Origin of the sequence: Plantactinospora soyae (assembly GCF_014874095.1) — a bacterium.
GTDB classification, from domain to species: domain Bacteria; phylum Actinomycetota; class Actinomycetes; order Mycobacteriales; family Micromonosporaceae; genus Plantactinospora; species Plantactinospora soyae.
This window is the reverse complement of record NZ_JADBEB010000001.1, coordinates 2127941-2153253: the sequence shown is the minus strand read 5'-3', so window position 1 is coordinate 2153253 and position 25313 is coordinate 2127941. Positions and strand designations below refer to the sequence as shown.

The following is a 25313-nucleotide window of genomic DNA, read 5'->3' as shown; positions in this document are numbered from 1 at the left end:
TCAGCCCTCCCGGCTCGCGACGGGCTGCCGGCGGCCGAGCAGCGCCAACTGTTCGGCGATCCGCTCGGCTCCGGGCTGCGGCATGTCCTGCACGATCCGGCCGTCGGCGAGCACCATGACCCGGTCGGCGTAGGACGCGGCGACCGGGTCGTGGGTCACCATGATGACGGTCTGCCCGGCCTCGTCGACCACCGATCGCAGCAACCCCAGGACCTCCGCCGCAGTCTGCGTGTCGAGCGCGCCGGTCGGTTCGTCACAGAAGATCACCTCGGGCCGGGTGACGAGCGCGCGGGCGATGGCCACCCGCTGCTGCTGGCCACCGGAGAGCTCCGACGGCCGGTGCCGCAGCCGGTTGCCCAGGTCCACCCGTTCGACCACCTCGGTGAGCCAGGCCCGATCCGGGCGGCTGCGCGAGAGTCGCGACGGCAGCAGGATGTTCTGCTCCACGGTCAGCGCGCCCACCAGGTTGAACGCCTGGAACACGAAGCCGATCCGGCTGCGACGCAGCTTGGTCAACTGCTTCTCGGACATGGACGACAGGTCGGTACCGCCGATCCGGATCACGCCCGACGTGGGCCGGTCCAGGCCCGCCGCGCAGTGCAGCAGCGTGCTCTTGCCGGAGCCGGACGGTCCCATCACCGCCGTCATCGTCCCCCGGAGAAACCGGGCGTCGACGTCGGCCAGCGCCACGACAGGCTGCTCACCGCCGTACGTCTTGCTGACACGTTCGACACTGACGGCGTCGTCGGCCGAGGTCACTGACATGGTGGGTGCCTTCCGGAGAGAGTCTCATTCGGGACTCCCTGACGGTAGGAAGATCAGAGATCCGCCTCAATGAAGGCCGCTGCCGGTCGGGGGTAGCGCAGGCACCACCACACCCCCGGCATCCACCGGGCCCGGCTGGTGTCCTATCGTCTCCAAACCATAGGAGCTTTCCGATGCGTTGGAACTGCGACCTTCGGTCGAAGGAGGTGCGGATGCTGAGTCCCGCTGACTACGACAGCCACGACGTCTCATCACCCGCTAGCGGGTCGGGCCTCGCAGGGATCCGCCGTCGGGTCGACGCGCACGACGGAACATTCGAGTTGGCCAGTCCTGCGGGCGGGTCCACCACTGTCACCGTGAGCCTGCCATGCGGATTGTGATCGCCGAGGACGACTTCATCCTGCGCGAGGGCCTCGCGCTGCTGCTACGCGCGGAGGCCCTCGACGTGGTGGCCACCGCCGGCGACGCTGACGAGTTCCTGGCCGCCATCGACGCACACGAGCCCGATGTCGCCATCGTGGACGTGCGGATGCCGCCGACGAACACCGACGAGGGCATCGTGGCGGCCGTCGAGGCCAGGCGGCGCCAGCCTGGGCTGGCCGTACTCGTGCTTTCGGCGTACGTCGAGCAGGCGTTCGCCACCGAACTGCTCGCCCAGGGCAGCTCCCACCTGGGCTATCTGCTCAAGGAACGGGTCGGACGGGTCCAGGAGTTCCTGGAGGCCCTGCACCGGGTGGCCAACGGGGGTACGGCAATCGATCCCGACGTCGTCGCCCAACTGTTCGCCCGGACGCGGCCGAACACAGCGCTGGAACGCCTGAGTCCCCGGGAACGCGACGTGCTGGCACTGATGGCCGAAGGGCTGGGCAACGCGGCGATCGCCGAACGGCTCTTCGTCACCGACGGCGCCGTACACAAGCACATCCGGAGCATCTTCGCCAAGCTCGACCTCCCGCCCACCGACCGGGCGGACCGGCGGGTCACCGCCGTCCTGCGCCACCTCGAAGACGCCCAACGCCGAGCCTGACCCTCGGATCCGGCCTTGATCACTCGTTGATCGCGGCTGTCCGCATTCGACTGCGGTTCGTGAGCGTTCGTAGTGCTGGCTATACCAACGGTTTCCAGTGCAGTGGATCGATAGGCCGTCGCCGCCCCGACATGCTGAACACGTCGAAAACGATCCCAACAAATCGAAGGTGTCGCCATGTCCCATCTGCTGTTCAACCGTCGTCGGGCCGCCGCCACGCTGACCGCCCTTGCCCTGGCCACCGGGCTGACCGCGGTTCAAGCCAGCGCCTCCGAGGCCAGCACCCCGCGCCGGGACAACGTGGTCCAACAGAGCCTGGACGGACTGGTCCGGGACGACAACTTCCCCGGCGCGTTGGCGTCGGTCCGCGGCCCCGACGGGCGGATGCGCAACTACACGGCCGGGGTGGGCAACCTGAAAACGGGGGCGAAGGTGCCCGTTGACGGACAGGTGCGAATCGCCAGCAACACCAAGATGTACACCGCCACAGTGGTGCTGCAACTGGTCGGCGAAGGCAAGATCGACCTCGATGCGCCGGTCGAGACCTATCTGCCGAATCTGGTCCGCGGCGACGGCATCGACGGCCGAGACATCACCGTCCGGCAGATCCTGCAACACACCAGCGGCCTGGCCGACTACGACGACGTGCTGGCACAGGACTACTTCAAGGTGCAGCACACCTATTTCGAGCCGCGGCAGCTGCTCGACGTCGGACTGGCGAAGAAGGCCCTCTTCGCCCCCGGCACCAGCTGGAGCTACAGCAACACCAACTACATACTGGCCGGCCTCATCGTGCAGAAGGTCACTGGCCGCCCGATCGGCGAGGAGATCACCAAGCGGATCATCGACCGGATCGGCCTGCGCCACACGTACTGGCCGGCGCTGGGCGACCAGACGATCCAGGAACGCCACCCCCAGGGCTACTGGCCGGCCGCCGACGGTTCCTGGGTCAACGTCACCGAGAACGACCCGTCCATGGCGTGGGCGGCCGGACAGCTTGTCGGCACTCCCAGCGACCTCAACCGCTTCCTCGCCGCACTGCTCGACGGCGAGCTGCTCGAGCCGGAGCAGCTCCAGCAGATGCAGACGACCGTCGAGGCGCCCGAATTCGACCTCACCGGAGAGTCCCGCTACGGACTCGGCCTCGCCACCTTCAAGCTGAGCTGCGGAGGCTTCGCCTGGACGCACGGCGGCAGCTCGCCTGGCTACATCACCAGCAACGCCGCGACCAGCGACGGGCGGGCCGCCGCCATCGCCGTCACCGGGCTCCCCACGTCACTTGCCGCCGCTCAGCACATCGAGGCCGCCCTGGATACCGCCCTCTGCAAGTAGGCCACGACGACGCCCGCCGCTGACGTCAGGCACAGGGCAGCAAGATCAGGCGCGTTACCCACGAGGGTCGAGGACAGGCTGCCGGAGCCGTCCTCGGCCCTCGTCAGTTCGGAGCCTACGGCCGTGAGCCGCCGTTCGGATTCGGCTGCGGAGACTCCGGGGCTGCGGTTATTGGTGTGGGATGTCTACGCCGGCGCAGCGCAGTTTCGTCTCGACCAGCGTGGTCAGTCGGGCCATGGCGGGTGCATGGTCTTCACCATGGTGGTTGAGCAAACCGTATCGAACGGCGTCAGTGCGGGCCTGGAGGCCATTCGGGATCGCGAGCAACGCGGGGTTGGCGAGGAAGCGGTCGGCCACGGCGGTCGCGAGTTCCTCGATACGGGGATCGTCGGGTTCCCAGTCCTTGGCGGCCCAGCATTGCTTGTTCAAGGCGACGAACCGGGTGTCGTCGAGGGCGTGCTCGCCCCCGGTGAGAAAGTCGTCGAAGCCGTCGGGAACCAGGGCCCTGGCCAGCACCATGCCCTCGCGGTTGGCGGCCACCTCGTCCGGGGTGAAGCCGAGTTCGGCGGCCCGGTCCAACAACGCGCAGGCCCGGTCGGGCAACAGGGCCTGGTCACTGTTGGCCAGCCGGTCCAGCGAGTCGCGGCGCGCGGCCAGTCCCTCGATCCGCTCGGTCAGCCGCCGTTTGACCTCGGCCAGGTTGGCGGCGAACCGCTGCGGATCGGCGCTGAGCAGGGCGCCGATCTCGGACAGCGGTACGCCGGACTCGGACAGCGTCCGGACCTGGACGAGCCGCAGCAGGTCGGACGAGGAGTAGCGGCGGTAACCAGAACCGTCGCGGCGCGGTTCGTCGACCAGACCGAGCCGGTGGTAGTGGCGAATGGTCTTGATCGTGACGCCGACGAAGCCCGCCGCCTGGCCGATCGTGACGCCGCTGGCCATGCTCGTCAGCGACTTTCGCGGGTGAGGGCGGCGAGCTCGCGGGTGGCCCCGGCGATGGCGCGGAAGTCCTTGCGCACGATCGTGCCGTGGTTGCTGGCGACCTTCGCACTTATCGCGAGGTTCGGGTTGCGGGCGAGCACCGGGTCAAGGGTAGTACGCATCTTTTCCTGCCAATCCTCCTTGCTCCCCAGTGCCTCCCCGGAGGCGACCACGTACCGGACCGGGACGGTCAGGCTGTCCAGGACCGGTTCGAGGGCGGCGTGGATTATGTGGGCCTCGATGTTGATGTCGGCATGCTGTTCGGCACTCATCCGCGCGGCGTTGCCGACGAGGCGCACCATCGGCAACAACCACCGGGCCTTACGGAATCCCCGACGAATGTATTCATGGCCGGCATCGTCGGTCCAGCCGAACGGGAAAGGGCCGTCGACTCCGACCACGCCCGCGACACGACCCGGATTCCGAGCGGCCCACACCACCCCGAGCAACGCGCCGTAGGACCAGCCCACCAAGAGCGGCTTCTCCACCTCCCTGGCTTTCAGGACGGCGTCGAGGTCGCGGACGCACGCCTCGAAGGAGTAGTCCGCCGACTTCTTCGACCTGCCGCGAGCCCGCTCGTCGTAGGTGATGTGTCGCCACCCCGACCCCAGGTCCTTGATGACGGGCCGCCAGTGCCGCTGGCTGGCGTAGGAACCGTTCAGGTACACCACGGGGATACCTGTCCCGCCAGTGTCTGTCACGGCCAGCGCGGTGTCTTCCACCGGCAACATGCCAGTCCAGACCGAGGAAATCGCGTTCGAGTTCGTCACGCCACCAGCATCGACCCTGACCCTAAGGTCAAGGTCAAGCCGCACTTCGGTGAACTCCGCCCCGACGGGCGCGCATTGACGAGACCAGCCCCTGGTAGACGGGTTGGACAGGAGTCGACCGGCGGCGACGCAGGAGCAGCGTTCGGGAGAACCTGCTCATCGTCCGCCCTGCCGCCGGAATGCACGGCGGTTGGGCTCAGCATCATCGGGCGGTGATCAGGGCAGTCAGCGGCATCTCCCCCTGAGGCATCATGGATGATCATTCGCCTGGCCCCGCCCCAGGCCAATGATCCAGCTGGTGACGGCGATGATGGTCGCGGACGCGACCAGCCAACCGTCAGTGGCGACGGTGCGCGTCTTCGAGGTAGCGCAGCACGGCGGTGACCCGGCGGTCGGCGCGGTCGGTGGGCGCCAGGTCGAGCTTGGCGAAGATGCTCCGGATGTTCTTGTGTACGGCGCCGTCGGTGACGACGAGCCGCTCGGCGATGGCGCCGTTCCCGAGCCCTTCGGCCATCAGCGCCAGTACGTCGCGTTCCCGTGGAGTCAGGCGCTCCAACGGCGTGGCTGGCAGGGTCCGGGCCAGCAGCTGGGCGACGATGTCGGGGTCGATCGCGGTGCCCCCGCCCACCACCCGGTGCAGCGCGTCCAGGAACTCCTGCACCCGCCCGACCCGCTCCTTGAGCATGTAGCCGAGCCGAGAGCTGCCCTGGGCGAGCAGTTCGGTGGCGAACGCCTGCTCGACGTAGGCCGATAGCACCAGTACGGCCAGCCCGGGCTGCCGGCGTCGCGCCTCGACGGCCGCGACGATCCCCTCGTCGGTGTGCGTCGGTGGCATCCGGACGTCAACGATGGCCACATCGGGTTTGTGTACGTCAATGGCGACCAGGAACTCGTCCGGGTTGCCGGTGGTGGCCACCACGTCGAGGGACTCGGCCCGCAGCAGCAGCGCCAGACCCTCGCGCAGCAGCGGGTCGTCCTCGGCGATCACGATCCGCATGGCAGGCTCACCGTAAGGGTAGTAGGTCCGCCGACCGGGCTGACCAGCGCGAATGTTCCGTCGTGTGCTTCGACGCGGCGACGGATACCGACGAGTCCCGAGCCGCCGTCCACGTCCGCCCCACCGTGGCCGTCATCGGTGATCTCGATGGTCAATCGATCCTCACGTCGGCGAAGCTTAACGGTGGCGCGCCCAGCCCCGCTGTGCCGGGCCACGTTGGTGAGCGCCTCGGCCACCACGAAGTAGGCCGTCGCCTCGACGGACGCGGCGCACCGTTCCGACGCGTCCGCGTCGATATTGCAGTTCACCGGGCAGTCCGCGACGAGGGCGCTGAGCGCGTCGGCGAGGCTGCGATCGATCAGCACCGGCGGCAGGATGCTGCGTACGACGGCGCGCAGTTCGGCGAGCGCCTGTTCGGCGGCGTCCTGGGCGCGGTCGATGATCGCCTCGGCGTCGGCCGGGTTACGCCCCAGTGCCCGACGTGCCGCGCCGAGCAGGACGTTCACGGCGACCAGCCGGTTCTGGGTGCCGTCGTGCAGCGACCGCTCGATTCGCCGCAGTTCGGCGGCGTGCGCGTCCAGCGCGGCGGCCCGGGTCGCGGTCAGTTGCGCGACCCGCATGTTGAGGTCGGTGCCGGCGTCCGGCGACAGCAGGCGGCGACCGGGCCACGCCTGCAACCAGGCCATGTGTGGAGTGACGGTCACCAGAACGATGAGCCAGCCCAGGCCCGTCAGGCTTACCAGGAGCGCGGTCTGTAGGTCGTTCACCGAGATGAGCTGCAACGTATCGGAGGCTTCGCCCGGTGGCAGGAGGTACCACCACAACGGGTTGCTGCCGTTGGTCACCACGTAGAGGGGCAGGGTCACCCCGGCCGCGCCGAGGAAGAAGCCGAGCGTCCCATGGCACGCCAGCCACAGCACCTCCCTGCGGACCGCGGGATCCCGCAGGGCGTCGCCCAGCCGGGCCGGTACCGGCTCCGCGCCGACGATTTCCGGGCCCCAACGGGAGAGCCGGGCGCGTTCTCGATCGGCGACGACGCGCAGCACTCGCAGTGCGATCGGCATGAGGAGTAGGCCGACACCGATGAGACAGGTAAGTGCGGCAAAGACCAGGAAGAGCAGCGCCGTCGCGGCCAGAATTCCGGTGCCCAGTCCGCCAACGAGGTGTTCGAGCGCGTCCAGAGTGGCGCGGGCGCGGGCAGTAGCCGCCCGTTGCCAACCCGGAGGCTTAGCGGAGGGCGGGACGTCGTGAATGTCGTACGCGCCGGGACTCGGCATCCGTATCTCCAGTCTTCGGAAATCCTCGGGTGAATCGGAGATGCCCTATGGCCCGGAGACCATAGGACATCTGGTACGCCTTCGCCTACACCTCACCCAGCCCATTCCTGCTGAAGAACAACGTCTCAGGCTCGGCTTCCACCGTCTCGGGCCCGGCGGCCGGCGGACGGGGCCCGGTGGCCGGCGGACGGGGCCCGGTGACCGGCGTCTTGGGCTCGATGACCGGTTGGTAGCCGAGCCGGCCACGAGTCGCGACGAGGACTACCAGCGCCGCCGCCGAGGAGGTGAGCAAGATAACGTGCGACGCGTTCTGAGCGGTGGCGATCGACGGGAACATCGCCGACCAGCCGACCGAGAGGAAGGTGTTGACGCTGACGTGCAGCAGCATGACCAGCGGCAGGCTCTCGCCGCTCCGGTTGAACGCCCAGGTCAGGACGACGCTGAGGGCGCAGGCCCCGGCGACGAACTCGGCGACCATCAGCCAGGTCACGTCCGGCCAGCCGCCCCACTCGCTGAGGAACAGCGGCAGGTGCCAGGCTCCCCACAGCGGTCCGAGGATCATCGAGCCGACGAGCGCGCCGTACCGCCGTTGCAGGCGCGGGGTGGCGAAGTCACGCCAGCCGGGCTCTTCCGCGATGCCGGTGGTGACCATCTGGATGAGCAGGAGCGGCAGGTAGGCCACGAGCGCCGTGACGGGAGGCATCTCGATGGCTCCGCCGGACCACGCGATGGAGACGAGGATGAGCGCACCGGGAACGCCGGTGAGGACCAGCAGGTACCAGCGCCAGCCGATCCGCCACCTCAACATCCGGCCGACCCAGCGACGAAGCCCGGCCCGGCCGTCGGTGACCGCGGTCACCACGAACGCCGCCGTGATCGGGCCCAGGTAGGCGCCGGGCAGGACGCCGGCGAACTGGGTGGTGCCGAGAACCGACGGGAACCGGAAATCGAGGAGGCCGAGGCCGGTGCTGGAAAGGATGTACGGAAGCCAGGCGATCCAGCTCAACAAATTGGCCATCGCGAAGAAGCTGAGCAGGGGACGGCGGCGGATAAAACCAGGAATCCCGGTATCACAGGACCCGCTGTCGGTAACCGCCCGATTATCGATTACAACCATGATGTCCTCCAGGAAGCGCGTTTGCTTTCGTGGAGAAAGTTCATCAGTCGCCGCCCGTCGGGTCTCTACCGTGGACACCCGAACGGGGGTATAGCCAGGGGTACCGCTGGACCACCGCCAGCACATCCAGGGCGGCGCCATTTTCGGAGTACGAGAATCGCGCGGTGTTGGACAGCAAAACGGCGCCGATACAGCGCTGAATCCGCTGTATCGGCGCCGTACCGCCGGTTTAGTCCTGGGTGAACGCGTGCGCGGGAGTGGTGCTGCTCGGTCGGCAGGTCTCATCGACTCCGATGCCGGTAGTGGTCCACGATCAGCGCGGCGGCGCAGGCCAGGGTGACCAGCCCGAACCCGGCGCCGATGAACATGTTGACGCCGGCGGCGGAGGACACCACGTTGGCGGCGGCGCCCAGCACCGCGAACAGCCACAGCAGCGGGCGTACGGCGCCGACCCGGTCCGTCGCCGTACTCGCGGTCTGCGGCGCCTCGGAGATTCGGTACATGTCATTCACGGCGTGCTCCTTGTGGGTCGGGCTGCTTGGATGCCTCAAACCTATGAGTCGCTGCCCCGGTGCACGATCCAGCCAACGAGTCAGTCCAGGTGCAGCAGGCTGCACTCCTCGGGCGGTGGAGCCAGACCGGCCAGCGGCCACCAGGACGGGTGGGATTGACCCTCCAGCCCGGACAACCAGTAGCGCTGCCAGCGCCGCACCGTCCACGTCCGCGCCAAAGCCTCCGGCCCCGGCAACTGAGCCAGCTCCCAGCAGGCCCGCTCTGCCTCAGCCAGGGTGGCGAATCCGCCCCTGCGCGCCCGCTCGCGACCCCCGTCAGGCCGCGGACGGCGGGTATCGCGTTCCGAAGCGCAGATCGAGTCGGAGGTAGGAGCAGCTGTGTTCGTGTTCTTTTCAACCGCCTGGGGTGCATTGGCTCCCTACTGGTATCACTAGTGCTCACCGCGATTTTCATCCTGGTGATCTCAGTGATCTGGTAAGCCGTGGCCCGGCAGGCGCGAGCGCGGGTGGGAGGCGACCTTCGAGCCGATGTTGCGGTTGGTCTTGGTCGCCATCACAGCGCCACCTCATCCAAGCCGAACAACCGGTCGTAGTCGGCGAGTCGCCGGTGCTCGACCTCTCCGCCGACGCCCGTTACTCCCGATGTCCGCCGAGATCTGCGGTGGAGTGCAGGAAGGTGTCGACGGCTGCGGCAAGTTGCGGCCCCGCTGTGGTGACGACGTTGTGGGCGGCGGCGATGGTAAGGGTGTGGCCATTCGGTGTGAGAGCGACGGCGTGGTCCACCCAGCGCGCTGGTGCGATCGGGTCGCGGTCGCCACGTACCAGCAGGGTCGGCACGCTGATCGCGGGGAGTTTGGCGTCGATGTGGTCTTCGACAGCGTGTCGCAGGGTGGCGATGATGCGGCGTGGTCCCGCGTCGCGCAGATCCCTGGCGAGAATCGGCATCTGCCGCCAGTCCTCGCGCGGAAGGTCGCGCAGCAGCCGGCGTAGTTGTCCGGTCATCGTGGCTGCTGCCGGATCGGTGGTAGGACTGACGAGGATGAGTGCCGCGACGAGGTCCGGGCGGCGCGCCACGAGTTCGACGGCCACCTGACAGCCGAACGAGTTGCCGAGTATCGCGGCGGATGCGATGCCGAGGGTGTCCGTGAGTGCGGCGATCGCCTCGGCGTGTTGGCCGACGTCGAGGACGGCGGGCGGTTTGTCGGACAGTCCGAAGCCGGGAAGGTCGGGAACGTAGACAGCGCGGCCACCGAGGCGCAGCGCGGTGGGCATCAGGTAACGATGCGAGACCGCGAGACCGTGTAGGAGCACACATGGCGTGGCGGCGTCCGCAGTGATCCGTTGCCGGACATGCATCCGCCGGCCGGCTACCTGTACCCAGCGGCTGAGGAATCCTCCGACTGGCGCAGGTGCCGCGAGTGCCGCCCGGCGTTCCGCCGCGGTCAGTCGTCCGGGCGGGCTGTGGCGAAGGCGCTCAGCGCTGACAGGGGTGATGGGGGGCCTCCGTGTACGAAGAGAGTTCATTGGGACATGGTGTCCAGTGCGGACTGCTGGCTCGGCGTTGACGGGCGTCGGCGGTCATGCGGGTTCAGGCTTGGCCGGTGCGTGTTCTGGTAGTGAATCCGGTTCAGTTGCCCGGCCCGATGCCCAGACCGCTCCCGCGCCGGGCAGGAGCTGGCAGCCAATTCCGCGCGGCAAGCCGGTTCCTCTTTCACCCCTGTTGACGGGGGGCGAACTCTCCTCGCCCGCATCTGGGCCGGAGTGGTGCACAGGGTGCCCTGCAAGGGTAGGACACAACGGGCAAAAGCGTCCGCACGTGCCGAGCGCATCAGGATGGTTTGCCTCGAGGTCCGTCCCGATGTGCTCGCCGGTCGTCAGGGCTATCCAGTGCACAACGCCGATGGAGCCGTCGTTGCGTCTGGCGACGAGTCGCACTGGTCGGCCAGCGCAGGTCGTGAGTCCCGCAGAGCTTCGGCGACTGGTCCTGGCGGAAGCCGTCATGTCGACCGGCCGACCCGCCAAGGCCGGTCGCTCGGCTGGCGCAGCGGATACGTTCAGGGAAACGCCCGAGCGGCGACGCATGGACGCGTCGCCGCTCGGGTGGGTGCCCCGGTGTCTCCCGACAAACACATCACGCCGAGATCTGGCGAGTAGAGGTCAGACGTTAGAAGAATCGCGGCTGCCGGCCTTCGCGAGCCCTCTGCTGACCATGTATCCGATGGTCAGCAGCACGATGTACAACCAAGCACGGTCGGCACGGAAGTAGTCACCGGCAGCGCCGTTGTCCCCGTTGCCGTTGCCATCAACCATGATGGAGGCGATGAGCACGCCAACGAAGGCGACGAGGTAGGCGACAAACTCCGTCGTCTTGAACGCGGCCTTGGTCTCGGCGGAGCGGCGGCGAGGCTGCCCGTCGAGTACGGCGTCACGGCGGTCGGTATCGGCGGTGACACTGGACATGTGCAACTCCTATAGGCGTCGTGCATGGACCACACCGCATGATCTGCGGCGTGGCGATGTACCAGGCGCGCCGCAGGAGTCTGGGCGGCGAACAGCCACATGTAGCTCACGTAGACGGCTACGTCGATGCATATGGATACCCTGCACCTAGGGACGCAAACCCACCTAGCTCGACAGAGCCTAAGTAACCCGGATGAACCAGCGCCAACGGACCATAGCGCTCAGCCCGACGATCGCCGCCAAGTACATGGACACGCCTCCGAGTCCGAAGACCTGCCCACACCGCGCACACCGCCGGTGTGCGCCTTCGGCCGCACCTCCGGAGGGTCAGGGCGCAAGCCGGCGCCTCACCGTGCCCAACCTTCCCCCCGCCACTGCCCGCCAGACGCTTCGAGGGAACGACAGACGGCGGCGGGTCTGCGGGCCGAGGTGTGGCAGACGCCGCGTAACGCCCGGCTGGACGCCATCGCCGTCCAACACGTTTTCCTACTACGACCACATGCTCGACACCGCCGTCGCCGTCAGCGTGATCCTCGACCGGTTCCGCCGGCTCGGCCTCTCCGAGCTGGACCTACTTCGCGATGGCACACGGTGTGGCCGATGAGCCTGCGCTGGAGCTGTGATCGGAATGTCTTTCAGCGCCTGGGGCGAGGGGCGGGCAGCGGCGGGCCTCGGCACGTCGATGCGGGCGCCGGTGGCGAGCCAGGCCCACCCGCCGTTGACCGACACCGCAGCCAAGCAGTCGCGGCCGATCCCGGGCCATCTCTGCGACCTCGCCGCCTTTCGTGACACCGGTCGCCCATGTCGCACGTGGTTGCGGTCGCCACCCGTCCGTCCGCTTCGGGAAGTGCTGCGCTCGCCTGAGACGGTCGAGCCGTGACGTGACGATCAGCCATGTTTTGGGTACTGCTCACGGGAGGGTCGGAAGGGGGCTGCCATGAGGTGGTTCGGTTCGGTTCGTGAGCGGGCGCGTACCCGGTTGACGACTGCCCGGCAAGGCGGCTCGCTGCCGCCCTTCCAGATCGACAGCACGTTAGGCGCTACCACCGGGCGGGCGGTCGCCGAGCCGGCACCGACCGTGGACGATGGTATCCCCCGTGGCGTGCGGATTGCCGGGGCGTGGGCGTGGCGGCTGATCTTGTTTATTGCCGCCGCCTATCTGCTGATCAGAGTGATTGCGATCCTGCGCATCGTGGTCATCCCGGTGGTGGTGGCGCTGCTGCTCGCCGCCCTGTTCGAGCCGGCCGTCCGAGGGCTGCGCAACCGGGGAGTCAACCGCTCCCTGGCGGCCGGCGCGGTGCTCATCAGTGGGCTGGCGGCCGTGTTCGGCGGCCTCGGGCTGATCGTCGGGACGGTCATCTCGCAGTTCGACGACCTGTCGGCCCAGGTCCGCGACGGCGTGAACGAAGTACAGACATGGCTCACACGCGGTCCTTTGCACCTGTCGCAGGCGCAACTCACCCAGGGGTTCGAACGGCTGCAGCAGCAGGTATCCGAGAACCAGGGCGAGATCACGTCCGGCGCGTTGAGCACGGCCACGACGGTCGGCGAGGTCGTCGCCGGGTTCTTCCTCGTGCTGTTCACCCTGTTCTTCTTTCTGCGCGACGGGGCACAGATCTGGCGGTTCCTCTGCCGCCTGCTGCCGCGCCCGGCCCGCGTCCCGGTGGCCCGCGCCGGTCACTACTCCTGGCACACCCTGGGCTCGTACGTCCGCGCCACGGTGCTGGTGGCGATCGTCGACGCCGTTGGCATTGGCATCGGGCTTGCCGTGCTGCGTGTCCCCCTCGCGCTGCCGCTGGCCGCGCTGGTGTTCCTGGGCGCCTTCATCCCGGTCATTGGCGCCACCCTGTCCGGCACGGTCGCCATCCTGGTCGCGCTGGTTACCCAGGGCCCGGTCACCGCGCTCATCGTCCTTGCCGTCGTCATCGGCGTGCAACAACTGGAAGGCCACGTGCTGCAGCCGCTCATCATGGGCCGCGCCGTGGCCCTGCATCCACTCGCCGTCATCCTCGCGATCGCCACCGGCCTCGTCGTCGCCGGCATCGTCGGCGCGCTCGTGGCCGTACCGGTGTTGGCTGTGGCCAACACCGCCGTGCGCTACCTGAGCGCACATCCGCAGGGCGAGCCCACCCCCGACCGCGAACCGCCCGGCACCCGACCCGCCGACGACGAGCAGGCCGAGGCCGAGCAGACCGCACAAGGCGAGACCCCCGTTGACCAGGATGACCCACCACCGGTCGCGACCTCCGTCAAGCCCGATCCGGGGGCACCGGTCGGCGGCGGTGCGGCTGACAGATGAGCGCCAGAAGACACGGCCGGCGCCGCTCGCCGCGCGACACCCCGTCGCGGGCAAGTCGAACCAGCCACCCGGACCACGTGCGTGCCGACTGCGAGTCGGCGGAAGCGCTGTCCCAGGCGCTGTTGTTGAGTATCACGTTCCGGATCCGTCCGTAGCGGCTGGACCGGATTAGGAGGAGTCCGGGGAGTTCGGCCACCGGGTCCCAGGAGCGGGGCCATCATCCACCGTCCAGGACGGCCCGGCTGGCTCGGACAGGGGCGAGTACCAGTCGAGGTTGCGAGGCGGTGACGACGGGATCATGGTGGCCTGTGGCGTGGCGGTAAGCATGGTCAGCCGTCCTGTGTGAGGGGTGTGGGGTCGGCGTCTGGGCGTCCGACCTGGTGTAGGTGGCGCAGGACCTGCCGGTACGAGGCGAACGGGCCGGTCTCGGTGTAGCTGACGTCGTGCTCGGCGCAGAACCGTCGGATCAGTTGCTGCGAGCGGCGCAGGTTGGGCCGCGGCATGTTCGGGAACAGGTGGTGTTCGATCTGGTAGTTCAGCCCGCCGAGGAGGAAGTCCACCAGCCGGCCGCCTCGGATGTTGCGGGAGGTGAGCACCTGTCGACGTAGGTAGTCCAGGTCGTCGTCGGCGGTCAGCACGGGCATGCCCTTGTGGTTGGGTGCGAACGAGCAGCCCATGTAGAGGCCGAACAGGGCCTGGTGGACTGCGATGAACGCGATCGCCTGCCAGGGTGGGAGCACCAGGAACACCATGGTCAGGTAGCCCACGGTGTGCACGGCGAACAGGGTGATCTCCAACGCCCGGTAGGCGCGGGATCTGACCGTCGGTCCAGCGAGTGCCCGCACGCTGGCGACGTGCAGGTTCAGTCCTTCGAGCAACAGCAGCGGGAAGAACATGTACGCCTGTAGCCGCCGCCAGAGCCGGAGCGCCCTGCTGCGGAGTGGGGCGTGCCACCCGGTGAAGACCAGCACACCTGGTTCGATGTCGGGATCGCTGCCGACTTCGTTGGGGTGGGCATGGTGTCGGTTGTGCTTGTCGATCCACCACCCGTAGCTCAGCCCGACGCCCAGGTTGCCCACTGCCACGCCGAGCAGGTAGTTCGCGCGCCGGGTCCGGAAGATCTGCTTGTGGCCAGCGTCGTGGCCGATGAAGGCGACCTGGGTGTACAGCACCGCCAACAACGCGGCCGTACCCAGTTGCCACCAGGACGGACCGATCACCACGAACGCCACCCACGCGCCGGCGAACGCCAGCACGGTCGTCATGATCTTGAACGTGTAGTAGCCCGCCCTCCTGTCCAATAGGCCAGCGTCCTTGACGCGTTTCAGAAGCTGCCCGTAGTCGCTACCGCGCGCCGCGCTGGCAGGCCGGTCGATGACCGAACCGACGGTTGTCATGATTCTTCCTCCCGGTCATTCACTCGTGGCGCAACAGTGGGCAGTAGCGTCACCAGTTGTTGTCCATATCAGAACGACGCACCTACCACTCCCGTCGCAACACCTGCCAGTAGGCGCTCTCGTCGCCGTAGGCCAGATGCGTGCTCGACGACGCCGAGCCGAACGACGACGTGGCCGAGCTGCTGACAGCGAGCAAAGGGCTGATCAAGCTAATGATGTCCGCCAAGAGTCAGGTAAAGATCAACTGCGGGCATCACTTCCGCGGACCGACGCTCGCGCATGCTCGGTGAGCACCGACGCATATCAAAGGATGGGTTCATTCCGTACTTGGCAGGCATGGACTCAAGACGAGCGTGGTGGGGCATCAGTGGGGCTCGTCGCGGATAGTGGCGATGGTTGCCATGTCGGTGACCCGTAACATCCATTCGGTCGCCGGCCTGGCCCGCCACAGAATGAGCTCGGCGTCGTCCGGCACCGCTTGGCGGACTCGTACGACGAAGTTGGGTAGCGTCGAGCAGGCGAAGGTGAGCTCGGCGAGGTCCACCAGCACGCTGACCGGCGCCAACGCGGTCAGCCAGTCGACGGTCTTGGACAGGACCGCAGATGACGCAATGTCGATCTCGCCGGCCAGGCACAGGTAGGTACGGCGATCGCCGCCGGGCAGAGTGCGAGCGGTGACGGTCAGACCGTGATCGGATTCCTGGTAGAAGCCGTCGGAGTTCTGAGGCATGGTCCCGCCTTGCGTGGCGTGTGACATGCCGGGTCCGGGGCAACGGCCCACCACCTGGAGCCGCATCAAGCATCATGCCCCGGGGTGTGATTACCGGCAAGCCGGCCGACGCTTCTGGTGCACGCATCTGCAAGATTCGTCAGGGCGAGTATGATTTCAGCAGGATCGGACCATCCGGTCCTACTGCCCGAGCCCCGGCGGTCACTTCATCCGCCGCAGAGGTGTAGCCGTGCCAGCTCCCATTTCCGGTATTCCCACGGCGACGCTGTGCCGCCGAACCGAGCCGCTGTTCTGCTCCGGTGTACGTGGTGGCTGACCGGGTCACCGCGATCAGGAACCTCATCGCGGCGCAGCCGGGCCAGTCCCACAGCACCAACGACTACCTCCAGCGGGTGTGTCAGACCGCCGCCCGAACGTTGTCGGCGTCCGGGACCGGGATCAGCGTGTTGACCGACAACGGTGTACGCGGGGTATGTGCGGCCTCCGACCCACACAGCGAGCGGATCGAGGAACTTCAGTTCGTCCTCGGTGAAGGTCCCTGCATCGATGCTTTCGACTCCCGCCGCCCGGTCCTGATCCCAGACCTCGCCCACGACGCGGCCGCCCGCTGGCCGATGTACGGTCCCGCCGCTCACGACAGCGGCGTCCGAGCCGTGTTCGCGTTCCCGCTCCAGATGGGCGCCGCCCGTCTGGGTGTCCTGGACGTCTTCCGCGAACACCCCGGGGCACTGTCGGGTGCCCAGCTCAGCGACGCGATGACCTTCGCCGACCTCACTCTGGAGGCCCTGCTCGACCAGCACGAAGCCACCAGCGACGTCGACACCGACGATGGTGTGGCCGACGCGGTCGGCTACCGGGCGGAACTGTTCCAGGCCCAAGGCATGGTCATGGTGCAGATCGGAGGGACACTCAGTGAGGCCATGGCAAGGATGCGGGCCTACGCGTACGCCGAGAGTCGTGGCCTGGGTGATGTCGCCCATGACGTGGTAGCCCGCAGGTTGCAGTTCGACCGAGACCACCGATGACCGTGTGGTATCCACGCATCGATGCCGGGAGGCAGGCATGACCACCGTTTCCGCCGAACGGCTCGCGACGATCTTCGTCGAGGTCGCCGACACCCTGGTCGACGAGTTCGACCTGCTGGAGTTCCTGCACATGCTCACCGACCGGACCGCCGACCTGGTCGGCGCCGCCGCCGTCGGACTGGTCCTGGCCGACAAGGACGGCCGCCTCGAGTTCATGGCAGGCTCCAACGAGAACGTCAAACTCCTCGAACTGTTCCAACTGCAAACCCGCGAGGGGCCCTGCCTGGAAGCGTTCCGCACCGGGCAGCCTGTCATCAACGTGAACCTCGGCGAAGCCGCCCCCCGGTGGCCCCGCTTCGCCCCCCGCGCCACCGCCACCGGATTCCAATCCGTACACGCCTTCCCGATGCGGCTACGCAGCCAGACCATCGGGGCGTTGAACGTGTTTGGCGACACTGAAGGCGGTGACTTCGACGGTGCGGACGTGCCAATCGTGCAGTCCCTCGCGGACATCGCCGCGATCGCGTTGCTGCAGGAACGCGCCATCCACCGCAGCGAAGTCCTGACCGAGCAACTACAGGGCGCCCTGAACAGCCGGATCGTGATCGAACAAGCCAAAGGTGCCGTCGCCCAAGCCCACCAAATCAGCGTCGATGAGGCGTTCACCCGCATCCGCACCTACGCCCGAGGCAACAACAAAAAGCTCACCGACGTCGCGCACGCCATCGTCGTCGACCAGAGCGCCCTTCTCAACCTCAGCTGACAGAGCGCCCATTGGGGGACGCTGAAGGCTGCTAGCCAGCCGAGTCACGCCTGAGAGGTGCCCTCCAGCGACATACGGACCCTCGCGTGGGACAGCAGCAACGCGGCGCTGGCGCGCACCGCCTCCTTAGCCATCTTCTTGAATATGTAGATGTAGGTTTCCGCTGTGGTCGCCGGGCTGGCGTGCCCCATGTCGTGCTGGATCATCTTCAGGTCCACCCCAGCCGCCGAGGCCAGTCCCGCAGCGGCGTGCCGCAGGTCATGCAACCGCACCGGTGGCAGCCCAGTTGCTTGACCAGCTTCGCGAACCGGCGGGTCAGCCAGTCCGGGCTAACCGGGCGGCCATTCGCGTGCACGAAAAGAGGCGTCCCCGGCCCCTCGGGTTGATCGGTCTTCTACAACCCGGTCCCAGAATCGAACATTGCGCTCATAGTTCCTGATTCCATAGTCAAGCTGCAAAATCTATCCCCAACAAGATAGACATGCATCTAACTACGACCAAAAGCTAGGGAATCGGGCTCTTCGCACGCACCCTCTTCGAACCGCTGCGCGCTGGCGCGATCGACCAGCTCAGCGGGGCCAAACGGAGCCTTGCGCGTGGGTCGCAGACGTGACTCACATGGCCTCAGGGAAGATAGCTGGTCGGCTATCTTCCCTGTTCAAGAAGGCGCGCCCGAAGGGATTCGAACCCCTAACCTTCTGATCCGTAGTCAGATGCTCTATCCGTTGAGCTACGGGCGCAGGTGCCGGGCCAGTCTACACACCGGCCATAGCGCGGAGACTCCGGGATTCGAACCCGGGAGGGGCTTTAAGACCCCAACCGCATTAGCAGTGCGGCGCCATAGACCAGACTAGGCGAAGTCTCCCTGCGTGGTCAGCAGACCACGTCGGTCGAGGATACAGGGCAGCCACCCGGAGGGGCAAAACGACTTCCCCGTCGGGCCCGCGACGGCACCCGCCGCCCTGATCATCCCGGCCGCAACCTCGGCCGATTTCTGTTCGGTGCCGATCCACGGACACGACTAGGCTCGCGTGATATGGAGGAGCAGCCGTCCACCGAACCCCCACGCCGCCGCCCGGAACCGAAGTCGACGCGTGGCTCCGGCCGGACCAGGGCCGCCTTCACGTCCCCGCCGGAGCCGGACCCGGAGTCAACGGGCGAGCCGCCCAAGCCGCCCCGGCCGCGTACCCGGCAGACACCGCCGGCGGTGCTCTTCCAGCCGCCGACCGAGCCCGAACTGCCGCCGCCGTCCACCGGTTCCACCGTTCGGCCGCCCGTGTTCCCCCCGCTCGGGTCGGGCTTCACCGGGGAGAACTCGCCGGAGCCCGGTGCCGAACGGGGCGATCAGCCGACCACGCCAGCGCCGGAATCTTCGCAGGCTGAGGACTCCACTCCGAGTGGCCAGGACGAGCCGACCCCTTCCAGCCAGGCAACGGCACCGGCTCCCCGGAAGACGACCGCCGCCAAGAAGGCGGCCAAGCCCGCCCAGAGGGCCGGCGCCGAGAAGAAGACCACCGCCAAGAAGGCCACCGCAGCCAGGACCGCGGTCGCGAAGAAGGCCACCACCGCCGAGAAGACCACCGCCGCGAAGAAGACCGCCGCCAAGGCGCCCGCTGTGAGGAAGGCCACGACCACCTCCGCAACGACCAGGGTCGCGGCGCCGCCACCGGCACCGTCGGCGGCGCCGACGACTTCACCGGACGATCCGACGCCGGGGCCGGCAGAGTCGGTCGGCGGCCCTGCCACCCCTCCGGCCGAAACCTCGCCCGGACCCGCCAACGCCGACTTCCCGACAAGCGAATCATCGGGTACGCCGGCAGCCGACTCCACGCCCCCCGTCCACACCACCGCCCGCGAGGCGGTCGAGACCGAGGTCGTCGACGAGCCGACCGGTGCGGTCGACGGCACCCGTGTACCCGACGAGGTTGACGTCCTTCGGGTGGACGCCGAGCTGCCGGATCGAGCGGCTGGCGGCCGTACCCCTTCGTCAGGGTCGCCGCGCTCGACGGTGCGGCACGTTCTCGACCACCCCGGGTACGCGCCGGAGTTGCTCGCCCTGGCCGCCGTACGCGAGTTGGGGCCGGCGGCCCTGTCCTGGGCGGCGCGGGTCCGGACGGCCTATCCGAGCGCCACCCCCGACGGTCTCGCCCGGCTGGCCACCCAGCGGTACGTCCGACTCGCCGCCGCCGGCGGCGCCCTGTCGATGGCGACCGGGCTGCTCGCCCCGTTCGCGGAGCTGGCGGTCGTCACCTGGGCACAGGCCGGCCTGGTGCTGCACCTGGCCGCCGCGCACGGTCATGATCCGACCGCTCCGGACCGGGCCGCCGAGCTGCTGGTGCTGACTCGGGTCCATCCGGACGGGGAAAGCGCCCGAGCTGCCCTGGACGCGGCCGCTGCGGCACTGCGCGGCGGGCCGGACGGGTCGTCGCCGCGGTTGGCGGAGGCCGGCTGGCGGCTCGGTGCGCCGATCGTCGCCCGGAGCGTGAACTGGCTGGCGCTACGGCTGGCCGTACGGCGACTGCCGGGGGCGACGACGCTGGTCACCGCGCTGGCGAGTTCGGCCGCCACCGAGCGGGTCGCCGCCCGGGCCACGGCGCACTACCGAACCACCGCCACCGGTCCGCGCTCCGCCGATCCGCCCGCCGCTGGTGCGGGTACGGCCGGTCCGCCAGCGCTGCCCTACAACCAGTCGAACCAGCTGGGCGGCAGCAGCGCGTAACCGACGAAGGCGACCACGTCCAGCAGGGTGTGCGCCACCACCAACGGAAGCACCCGCTTGGTACGCAGGAAGAACAGCGCGAAGACGACCCCCATCACCGCGTTGCCGAGGAACGCGCCGAAGCCCTGGTAGAGGTGGTACGAGCCGCGCAGCAGGGCACTGGTCGCGATCACGGCGCCGATCCGCCAGTTCAGCTCCCGCAGCCGTGTCATCAGGTAGCCGACCACCACGACCTCTTCGAGGATGGCGTTCTGCGCGGCGGAGAGGACGAGCACCGGCACCGCCCACCAGAGATCGGGCAGGTTCGCCGGGACCACGGTGGCGTTGACGCCCAGGTGTGCGGCGATCCAGAACAGGCCGAGGCCGGGTAGCCCGATCGAGGCGGCGAGGGCCGCCCCCCAGGCGAGATCCCGGCCGGGCCGCCGCCCGTCCAGCCCGAGTACCCACCGCGCACCGCCCCGGCCCTGGTCGAGCACTCCGTCCCGGCGCAGCAGCCCGTCCCGGTCGAGCGACCGGTCCCGGTTGAGCAGGTGTACGGCGAGCAGCACCGGCACGAGGGCGAAGAAGATGCCCAGGAGCTGGTAGGTGAGGTCGAGCCAGTGACGTGTCGACTGGGAGGCGTTCAGCGTGGCGGTCTGCTGGGACAGCGGCTGGTCGGCGGTCAACCGGGCGATGATCGTCACCGCCGAGTAGACCGCGGACTGGCCGAGGGACAGCCCGAGGACCAACAGCACCTCGATGCCCAGCACCCGGCGGGCAAGTGGTCGGGCGAGATCAACCGTCACCCGACAACTGTGCCCGATCCGACGGGCCGCCGTGGTCTCCCGCACCGGGTCGCCGCCGGTGCAGTACCCCTGGCAGGCGATGTTCGGGCCCAATCGCACAATCTGTGCGACCAACATCGACTCTCGGTATTCATTCTTACTCACGCAGTAGCCCCGACCGAGAAGGGTGTCAATGGACAACCTGGCGCAGCTCTTGAAGGAGAGTTGGACCCTGGTCGAAGAGCAGCGGGACAAGGTCGCGGGATACTTCTACGCCCGGATGTTCCTGACCGACCCCGCGCTGCGCACGCTGTTCCCGGTCCAGATGGACGGGCAGCGGGACCGGCTGCTGGAGGCGATCGTCACCTCCGTCCAGACCATGGACGATCCGGAGAACTTCGACGACTATCTCCGCTCGCTCGGTCGCGACCACCGCAAGTACCACGTACGGGCCGAGCACTACGACACTATGGGCGACGCGCTGACGGAGGCGTTGCGGCGGACCGCCGGCGAGCAGTGGACCGTCGAGTACGACCAGGCGTGGCGGGACGCGTACCAGGCGATCGGGGAGCGGATGCAGGCCGGAGCGGCCGGCGATCCGAACCCGCCGTTCTGGCACGCCGAGGTGCTCAGCCACGAGCGCCGGGGTCCCGACGTCGCCGTACTGACCTGCCGGCCCCTCCAGCATCCGCTGCCGTACCGGGCGGGTCAGTACGTCAGCGTCGAGGCGCCGCGCTACCAGCCCCGGCTCTGGCGGACGTACTCGATCGCCAACGCCCCGAGGGAGGACAACGTCCTGGAGTTCCACGTCCGGGCGGTCGGCGCCGGCTGGGTCTCCAGTGCCCTGGTCCGCCGGGTCAGGGTCGGCGACCTGCTGCGGGTGGCCGCGCCGATGGGTTCCATGACGTTGAACCCGGGATCCACCCGGGACGTCCTCTGCGTGGCCGGCGGCGTCGGGCTCGCCCCGATCAAGGCACTTGCCGAGGAACTGGCGGTCCACAACCGCACCCGGTGGATGCACGTCTTCGTGGGCGCGACGTCCCGCGACGACCTGTACGGGCTGACCGAGCTGTACCAACTCGCCGCCGGGCACCCCTGGTTGTCGATCATCCCGGCGTGCAGCGCCGATCCCGGCTTCACCGGTGAACGGGGCGAGATCGCCGACGTCTTCGCCAGGTACGGCCCGTGGACCACGCACGACTGTTACGTCTCCGGATCAGCCTCCCTGGTCCGCTCCGCGCTGCGGACGCTCGCCGCCGACGACGTACCGCCGGAGAACATCCGGTACGACGCGTTCGGCGAAATCTAGACCCCCACTCCCCCCAAGCCGGGTCTCGTGTCCTGTCCCGCAGGGCACGAGACCCGGCTCCCGTTCGGGTGGGCGAGGACGGCGCGCTCGGCAGGGCGAGGGTCGTACCCCTGGATCGGCCGCGGTCGCGCTCAGTAGCGCCAGGGGTTGCCGGTGTCCCGGTACTCCTCGATCGGGACCAGCGGCACGTCCGGGTCCATTCGGTCGACGTACAGCCGGCCCTCCAGGTGATCGACCTCGTGGGCCACCAGCCGGGCCATGGCGAGTTCGAACGAGGTGATCACGCGTCCGCCGTCCCAGCGGGCGTGTTCGATGTCGAGCCGGAGCGGCCGGGCCACCAGTCCCCGCAGGTCGAACAGGGAGAGGCAGCCCTCGTACTGTTCGTCGGTCTCCAGGGCCGCGTCGACGACCCTGGGGTTGAGCAGCACGACCGGCTCGGCGTCCCGGTCCGGTGGCCGGACCACGGCGGCGGCCCAGGGCAGCCCGATCTGCGGCGCGGCGAGGCCGACCCCCTTGCTGAACGGGTGCAGCTCGTCGAGTCGTTCCAGCGCGGCCCGTAGCCGGGTCACCACGTCGCGGGCGTTGGCCTCGTCCCGGGGCAGGTCGAACTGCCGGGCCGGCTGCCGGAGCAGGTCCGCGCCGAGTTGGACGATGCCGGCGGCGCGCATCCGGTCGCTGGCCCGGGTCTCCGACTCGGGCGGTGGGGCGGCCGGCGCGATGGGCGCGGCGCGGTAGCGCCACTCCAGGCGGTACCGGGCGTTCAGCGGCGGATCGTCGGTCGACCACTCGAAGAAGGCCCGGCCGTCCTCGTCGTGCCGGACCAGCGGGGTACGCAGCGGCCCCTCCTCCGCCGACAGCGACGTCTCCACCCCCCAGACCTGTGGGTCCAGGTCGAGCGGCAGGTCGAGCCGGAGCGCGAGCCGGCGGGTGGGCAGCCGTACCGCGCGCTGGAACCACTGGCCCCACTTGTCCTGGTTCACCCGGTACGAGTACTCGGTGGTGACCCGTTCCCCGGGATAGAGCGGGAATCGTCCGTCGGAGTTCTCGAAGAGCAGCCACACCTCCTTGAAGGCGTCCCGGTCGTGCTTCTTGCGCCACTCCATCGGCTCGCGGGTGCCCTGGTCGTCACAGAACGCCTGGAGGTCCAGTTCCGCGAAGGTCAGCGGGTTCTCCCGGTGGTGCCGGTTGGACCGCCCCGGATCGTTGGGGTAGCGGTCGACCGCCACCCGGACCAGGTAACGGGTCACCGGCTCGGTGCCGGCGTTGTAGAGGGCCCGGCGGATCACACAGCGGTAGGCGTCGTCGTGGTAGGCGAGGGTGGCCGTCTCCTGCTCCACGATCAGCCCGGTGCCGGGCGGCATCCACTGCTCCGGTACGGGCGGATCGCGGTGCGCGACGATGGCGGAGCGGGCCTGCCGGAGTTCGTCGTACTCCTGGAAACGCTGCCAGATCGCTCCGGCCGCGCCCAGTACGGCCTCGGCGCGGCGCGCGAAGTCCTCCGTCGGACGGTGTCGTCGACCCTCCACGTGACTGACGTAGGAGGGGTCGAACCCCATCCGGGCCGCGAGCTGCTTCTTCGTCATTCCCCGCTCGACCCGCCGACGGGAAAGCTCGGCCGCGAACGAGTCGGCAGCCCGCTCGATAGGCGAGGTGGTCATCAGGTTCCTCTGGCCGGGAATCTCAGTTTGCTGGCCGAGCCGGCCAGTCTGACAGAACTGGCGCGTTAACGACAATGGCTTGACATTCCGGCCACCCTGGTCGATCCTTCCCGGCCGGATCTCCCCGGTCATGTCAATTGGACGACGTGTCGGGGGAAACATTGTCGAAGGGACCCCGTGATCGCCGACTCTGGTTAGCCTTGCCTTAGTAGGCTAGGGTGACGTTCGGTTGGCGCAAAGTGGGGGGTAGATCCTGGTGGCACTGCTGGCATCGAAGCAGACCAGTACGGTTACGACGACCGTACCGGGCGACTGCCGGCGCGCCGGAACGCCGCGGATCGGCGACCGAGCGTGACCGTCCTGATCGGTGACCGGGCCGCCGCACCTCTCGCCCCGGTGACCGCGACGCTGCGGGCCACCTTCGGCACCGACGAGCTGCCCGGCCTCGCCACCGGCCTACTGGTCACCGACGAGACGGGCTGGATCCCCGCCACCGAACTGGTGGACGGCACCCGACTGCCCGAGCTCCTCGACGCCACCCGGCAGCGTTGGGGCGCCCAGCCGCACGCCGCCGCCGCACTTGCCTGGAAGGCCTACACCTACTGGCTGGCGCTGCCGGTGGTGCTGGGCTGGGCCTCCGCCCGGCGGGTGCCGCTGCTGCACCCCTCGGACGTACTGGTGCAACTGGAGGAGCACCGGCCGCTGGTCAAGCTCGGCCTCCGCCGCTCCACCACGATCGCGGTGCTCCCGTCGGACCCACTGGCCCTGTCCGGGCTGCCCGAGGTCCGGATCGTGCTGGGCGAGGCCGAACTCCTCGACGTGTTGCGCGCGTCCCTGCTCGACGCACACCTGACCCCGATGCTGGACTCGCTGCACGCACAGGTCCGGGTCGGCGCCCGTACACTGCTCGGCTCGGTCGCCTCGGGGGTCGCGCACGGCGTACTGCGCGCCGCCGACTCGCTGCCCGGTGGGTCCGCCGAGACGATCGGCGCGTTGCTCGACGCCCTCGGCGTGGCGGACCTGGTCGACCTGGTGCCCGGCCCGTCGGGCGAGCTGACCGTGCAGCGCAAGACGTGCTGCCTGGCCTTCACCCTGCCGCAGCCCAAGGTCTGCGCGGGCTGCTGCATCCGCACCCCCTGAGCGTGGCCCTGAGGCGTTCCACGGCAGCCCCGGCGGGACGGTCGGCGGGGGCCTCCACCGGGTTGACACCCGACTGTTATCGAGTCGACACGCCTGGCGAATGTGATCAAGATAATCTTCGGGTGCTATGTAACAAAACACCCCCGAACTGGTCACAACCGATGTGCGATGCATGAGTTCGGCTCGCATGAGTGCCCCAATTTCCCTACGGTCGTCGTAGATGGTTCACTCTGTCGGTCCAGTGCAGGTCGAGTCAGAGCGTGAGGAATCG

The 25313-nt window shown here is 68.6% G+C and carries 22 protein-coding genes, 2 tRNA genes and 3 pseudogenes; 9 read left to right on the top strand and 18 right to left on the bottom strand.

The window, feature by feature from the left end:
* Complete coding sequence (locus H4W31_RS09645) at positions 1-765, bottom strand: ABC transporter ATP-binding protein (protein WP_192766342.1); 765 nt, start codon at positions 763-765, stop codon at positions 1-3.
* 367 nt (positions 766-1132) lie between these two features.
* Here H4W31_RS09645 and H4W31_RS09640 point away from each other — a divergent pair, with 367 nt between their 5' ends.
* Both H4W31_RS09640 and H4W31_RS09635 read left to right on the top strand, forming a co-directional pair.
* On the top strand, positions 1133-1792 hold the full coding sequence (locus H4W31_RS09640) for a response regulator transcription factor (RefSeq protein WP_192766341.1): 660 nt from the start codon (positions 1133-1135) through the stop codon (positions 1790-1792).
* 177 nt (positions 1793-1969) lie between these two features.
* Positions 1970-3124 (top strand): serine hydrolase domain-containing protein, encoded by a 1155-nt coding sequence (locus H4W31_RS09635; RefSeq protein ID WP_225945461.1) that lies wholly within the window; start codon positions 1970-1972, stop codon positions 3122-3124.
* 168 nt (positions 3125-3292) lie between these two features.
* Here H4W31_RS09635 and H4W31_RS09630 read toward each other — a convergent pair whose 3' ends face one another.
* The 8 genes from H4W31_RS09630 to H4W31_RS09595 all read right to left on the bottom strand — a co-directional run bounded on the left by H4W31_RS09630 (position 3293) and on the right by H4W31_RS09595 (position 11238).
* On the bottom strand, positions 3293-4066 hold the full coding sequence (locus H4W31_RS09630; protein WP_192766340.1) for a MerR family transcriptional regulator: 774 nt from the start codon (positions 4064-4066) through the stop codon (positions 3293-3295).
* Positions 4067-4071: 5 nt separating this feature from the next.
* Positions 4072-4875, bottom strand: coding sequence for an alpha/beta fold hydrolase (locus H4W31_RS09625; RefSeq protein WP_318783113.1), 804 nt, complete (start codon positions 4873-4875; stop codon positions 4072-4074).
* Positions 4876-5212: 337 nt separating this feature from the next.
* Positions 5213-5872 (bottom strand): response regulator transcription factor, encoded by a 660-nt coding sequence (locus tag H4W31_RS09620; protein ID WP_192766339.1) that lies wholly within the window; start codon positions 5870-5872, stop codon positions 5213-5215.
* Complete coding sequence (locus H4W31_RS09615; RefSeq protein WP_192766338.1) at positions 5860-7149, bottom strand: sensor histidine kinase; 1290 nt, start codon at positions 7147-7149, stop codon at positions 5860-5862. Before H4W31_RS09615 ends, H4W31_RS09620 begins: the two co-directional genes overlap by 13 nt.
* Before the next feature lie 85 nt (positions 7150-7234).
* Entirely contained in the window at positions 7235-8167 is a 933-nt protein-coding gene (locus H4W31_RS09610) for a CPBP family intramembrane glutamic endopeptidase (protein WP_225945460.1), read from the bottom strand.
* A 380-nt stretch (positions 8168-8547) separates the two neighbouring features.
* Entirely contained in the window at positions 8548-8778 is a 231-nt protein-coding gene (locus H4W31_RS09605; RefSeq protein WP_450091420.1) for a hypothetical protein, read from the bottom strand.
* A 633-nt stretch (positions 8779-9411) separates the two neighbouring features.
* Complete coding sequence (locus H4W31_RS09600; protein ID WP_225945459.1) at positions 9412-10134, bottom strand: alpha/beta fold hydrolase; 723 nt, start codon at positions 10132-10134, stop codon at positions 9412-9414.
* An 801-nt stretch (positions 10135-10935) separates the two neighbouring features.
* Positions 10936-11238: a hypothetical protein gene (locus tag H4W31_RS09595; RefSeq protein ID WP_192766335.1), complete on the bottom strand. Its 303-nt coding sequence runs from the start codon at positions 11236-11238 to the stop codon at positions 10936-10938.
* 937 nt (positions 11239-12175) lie between these two features.
* Here H4W31_RS09595 and H4W31_RS09585 point away from each other — a divergent pair.
* On the top strand, positions 12176-13537 hold the full coding sequence (locus tag H4W31_RS09585) for an AI-2E family transporter (protein WP_192766334.1): 1362 nt from the start codon (positions 12176-12178) through the stop codon (positions 13535-13537).
* Here the strand turns inward: H4W31_RS09585 and H4W31_RS44730 are convergent.
* Together H4W31_RS44730 and H4W31_RS09580 are read right to left on the bottom strand one after the other, a co-directional pair.
* Positions 13488-13742 (bottom strand): annotated as a pseudogene (locus H4W31_RS44730) (hypothetical protein); the annotation flags it as partial. The gene H4W31_RS09585 and the pseudogene H4W31_RS44730 sit on opposite strands and share 50 nt — an antisense overlap.
* Before the next feature lie 124 nt (positions 13743-13866).
* The gene (locus H4W31_RS09580) at positions 13867-14934 is read right to left on the bottom strand and encodes a fatty acid desaturase family protein (RefSeq protein WP_192766333.1); all 1068 of its coding nucleotides are present in this window, start codon (positions 14932-14934) and stop codon (positions 13867-13869) included.
* A 140-nt stretch (positions 14935-15074) separates the two neighbouring features.
* Between H4W31_RS09580 and H4W31_RS09575 the strand changes: the two genes are divergently transcribed.
* Positions 15075-15224 carry a hypothetical protein gene (locus H4W31_RS09575; protein ID WP_192766332.1) on the top strand — a complete coding sequence of 50 codons (150 nt, stop codon included), beginning with the start codon at positions 15075-15077 and terminating at the stop codon, positions 15222-15224.
* 74 nt (positions 15225-15298) lie between these two features.
* On the opposite strand, the gene H4W31_RS09570 is transcribed toward H4W31_RS09575, so the two are convergent.
* A complete protein-coding gene (locus H4W31_RS09570) occupies positions 15299-15730 on the bottom strand; it encodes an STAS domain-containing protein (RefSeq protein WP_192766331.1) in 432 nt (143 codons plus the stop codon).
* Positions 15731-15972: 242 nt separating this feature from the next.
* On the opposite strand from H4W31_RS09570, the gene H4W31_RS09565 reads away from it, so the two are divergent.
* Positions 15973-16689, top strand: coding sequence for a GAF and ANTAR domain-containing protein (locus H4W31_RS09565; protein WP_318783111.1), 717 nt, complete (start codon positions 15973-15975; stop codon positions 16687-16689).
* 37 nt (positions 16690-16726) lie between these two features.
* A complete protein-coding gene (locus H4W31_RS09560; protein WP_192766330.1) occupies positions 16727-17452 on the top strand; it encodes a GAF and ANTAR domain-containing protein in 726 nt (241 codons plus the stop codon).
* Between the two features lie 44 nt (positions 17453-17496).
* On the opposite strand, the gene H4W31_RS09555 is transcribed toward H4W31_RS09560, so the two are convergent.
* The 3 genes from H4W31_RS09555 to H4W31_RS09545 all read right to left on the bottom strand — a co-directional run bounded on the left by H4W31_RS09555 (position 17497) and on the right by H4W31_RS09545 (position 18317).
* The gene (locus H4W31_RS09555; protein WP_318783110.1) at positions 17497-17724 is read right to left on the bottom strand and encodes a tyrosine-type recombinase/integrase; all 228 of its coding nucleotides are present in this window, start codon (positions 17722-17724) and stop codon (positions 17497-17499) included.
* 395 nt (positions 17725-18119) lie between these two features.
* Positions 18120-18192, bottom strand: a tRNA-Arg gene (locus H4W31_RS09550).
* Positions 18193-18226: 34 nt separating this feature from the next.
* Positions 18227-18317, bottom strand: a tRNA-Ser gene (locus tag H4W31_RS09545).
* Between the two features lie 171 nt (positions 18318-18488).
* Here H4W31_RS09545 and H4W31_RS09540 point away from each other — a divergent pair.
* Positions 18489-20171: a hypothetical protein gene (locus H4W31_RS09540; RefSeq protein WP_192766329.1), complete on the top strand. Its 1683-nt coding sequence runs from the start codon at positions 18489-18491 to the stop codon at positions 20169-20171.
* Here H4W31_RS09540 and H4W31_RS44725 read toward each other — a convergent pair.
* Both H4W31_RS44725 and H4W31_RS44720 read right to left on the bottom strand, forming a co-directional pair.
* Positions 20132-20614, bottom strand: a pseudogene (locus tag H4W31_RS44725) (CPBP family intramembrane glutamic endopeptidase); the annotation flags it as partial. The gene H4W31_RS09540 and the pseudogene H4W31_RS44725 sit on opposite strands and share 40 nt — an antisense overlap.
* Before the next feature lie 74 nt (positions 20615-20688).
* A pseudogene (locus tag H4W31_RS44720) lies at positions 20689-20956 on the bottom strand (CPBP family intramembrane glutamate endopeptidase); the annotation flags it as partial.
* Between the two features lie 172 nt (positions 20957-21128).
* On the opposite strand from H4W31_RS44720, the gene H4W31_RS09530 reads away from it, so the two are divergent.
* Positions 21129-22244: a globin domain-containing protein gene (locus H4W31_RS09530; RefSeq protein ID WP_192766328.1), complete on the top strand. Its 1116-nt coding sequence runs from the start codon at positions 21129-21131 to the stop codon at positions 22242-22244.
* 131 nt (positions 22245-22375) lie between these two features.
* On the opposite strand, the gene H4W31_RS09525 is transcribed toward H4W31_RS09530, so the two are convergent.
* On the bottom strand, positions 22376-23902 hold the full coding sequence (locus tag H4W31_RS09525; protein ID WP_192766327.1) for a peptide deformylase: 1527 nt from the start codon (positions 23900-23902) through the stop codon (positions 22376-22378).
* A gap of 360 nt (positions 23903-24262) precedes the next feature.
* Between H4W31_RS09525 and H4W31_RS09520 the strand changes: the two genes are divergently transcribed.
* Positions 24263-25042 (top strand): ferric iron reductase, encoded by a 780-nt coding sequence (locus H4W31_RS09520; RefSeq protein ID WP_192771966.1) that lies wholly within the window; start codon positions 24263-24265, stop codon positions 25040-25042.
* The last annotated feature ends 271 nt before the right edge of the window (positions 25043-25313 follow it).

What these genes read in the sequence shown, in the direction of transcription:
- H4W31_RS09585 (WP_192766334.1), top strand. Translation starts at nt 12,176, where the DNA reads ATGAGGTGGTTCGGTTCGGTTCGTGAGCGGGCGCGTACCCGGTTGACG.
- H4W31_RS09525 (WP_192766327.1), bottom strand. Translation starts at nt 23,902, where the DNA reads ATGACCACCTCGCCTATCGAGCGGGCTGCCGACTCGTTCGCGGCCGAG.
- H4W31_RS09570 (WP_192766331.1), bottom strand. Translation starts at nt 15,730, where the DNA reads ATGCGGCTCCAGGTGGTGGGCCGTTGCCCCGGACCCGGCATGTCACAC.
- H4W31_RS09600 (WP_225945459.1), bottom strand. Translation starts at nt 10,134, where the DNA reads ATGCATGTCCGGCAACGGATCACTGCGGACGCCGCCACGCCATGTGTG.
- H4W31_RS09595 (WP_192766335.1), bottom strand. Translation starts at nt 11,238, where the DNA reads ATGTCCAGTGTCACCGCCGATACCGACCGCCGTGACGCCGTACTCGAC.
- H4W31_RS09635 (WP_225945461.1), top strand. Translation starts at nt 1,970, where the DNA reads ATGTCCCATCTGCTGTTCAACCGTCGTCGGGCCGCCGCCACGCTGACC.
- H4W31_RS09630 (WP_192766340.1), bottom strand. Translation starts at nt 4,066, where the DNA reads ATGGCCAGCGGCGTCACGATCGGCCAGGCGGCGGGCTTCGTCGGCGTC.
- H4W31_RS09560 (WP_192766330.1), top strand. Translation starts at nt 16,727, where the DNA reads ATGACCACCGTTTCCGCCGAACGGCTCGCGACGATCTTCGTCGAGGTC.
- H4W31_RS09615 (WP_192766338.1), bottom strand. Translation starts at nt 7,149, where the DNA reads ATGCCGAGTCCCGGCGCGTACGACATTCACGACGTCCCGCCCTCCGCT.
- H4W31_RS09540 (WP_192766329.1), top strand. Translation starts at nt 18,489, where the DNA reads ATGGAGGAGCAGCCGTCCACCGAACCCCCACGCCGCCGCCCGGAACCG.
- H4W31_RS09580 (WP_192766333.1), bottom strand. Translation starts at nt 14,934, where the DNA reads ATGACAACCGTCGGTTCGGTCATCGACCGGCCTGCCAGCGCGGCGCGC.
- H4W31_RS09640 (WP_192766341.1), top strand. Translation starts at nt 1,133, where the DNA reads ATGCGGATTGTGATCGCCGAGGACGACTTCATCCTGCGCGAGGGCCTC.
- H4W31_RS09530 (WP_192766328.1), top strand. Translation starts at nt 21,129, where the DNA reads ATGGACAACCTGGCGCAGCTCTTGAAGGAGAGTTGGACCCTGGTCGAA.
- H4W31_RS09620 (WP_192766339.1), bottom strand. Translation starts at nt 5,872, where the DNA reads ATGCGGATCGTGATCGCCGAGGACGACCCGCTGCTGCGCGAGGGTCTG.
- H4W31_RS09610 (WP_225945460.1), bottom strand. Translation starts at nt 8,167, where the DNA reads ATGGCCAATTTGTTGAGCTGGATCGCCTGGCTTCCGTACATCCTTTCC.
- H4W31_RS09645 (WP_192766342.1), bottom strand. Translation starts at nt 765, where the DNA reads ATGTCAGTGACCTCGGCCGACGACGCCGTCAGTGTCGAACGTGTCAGC.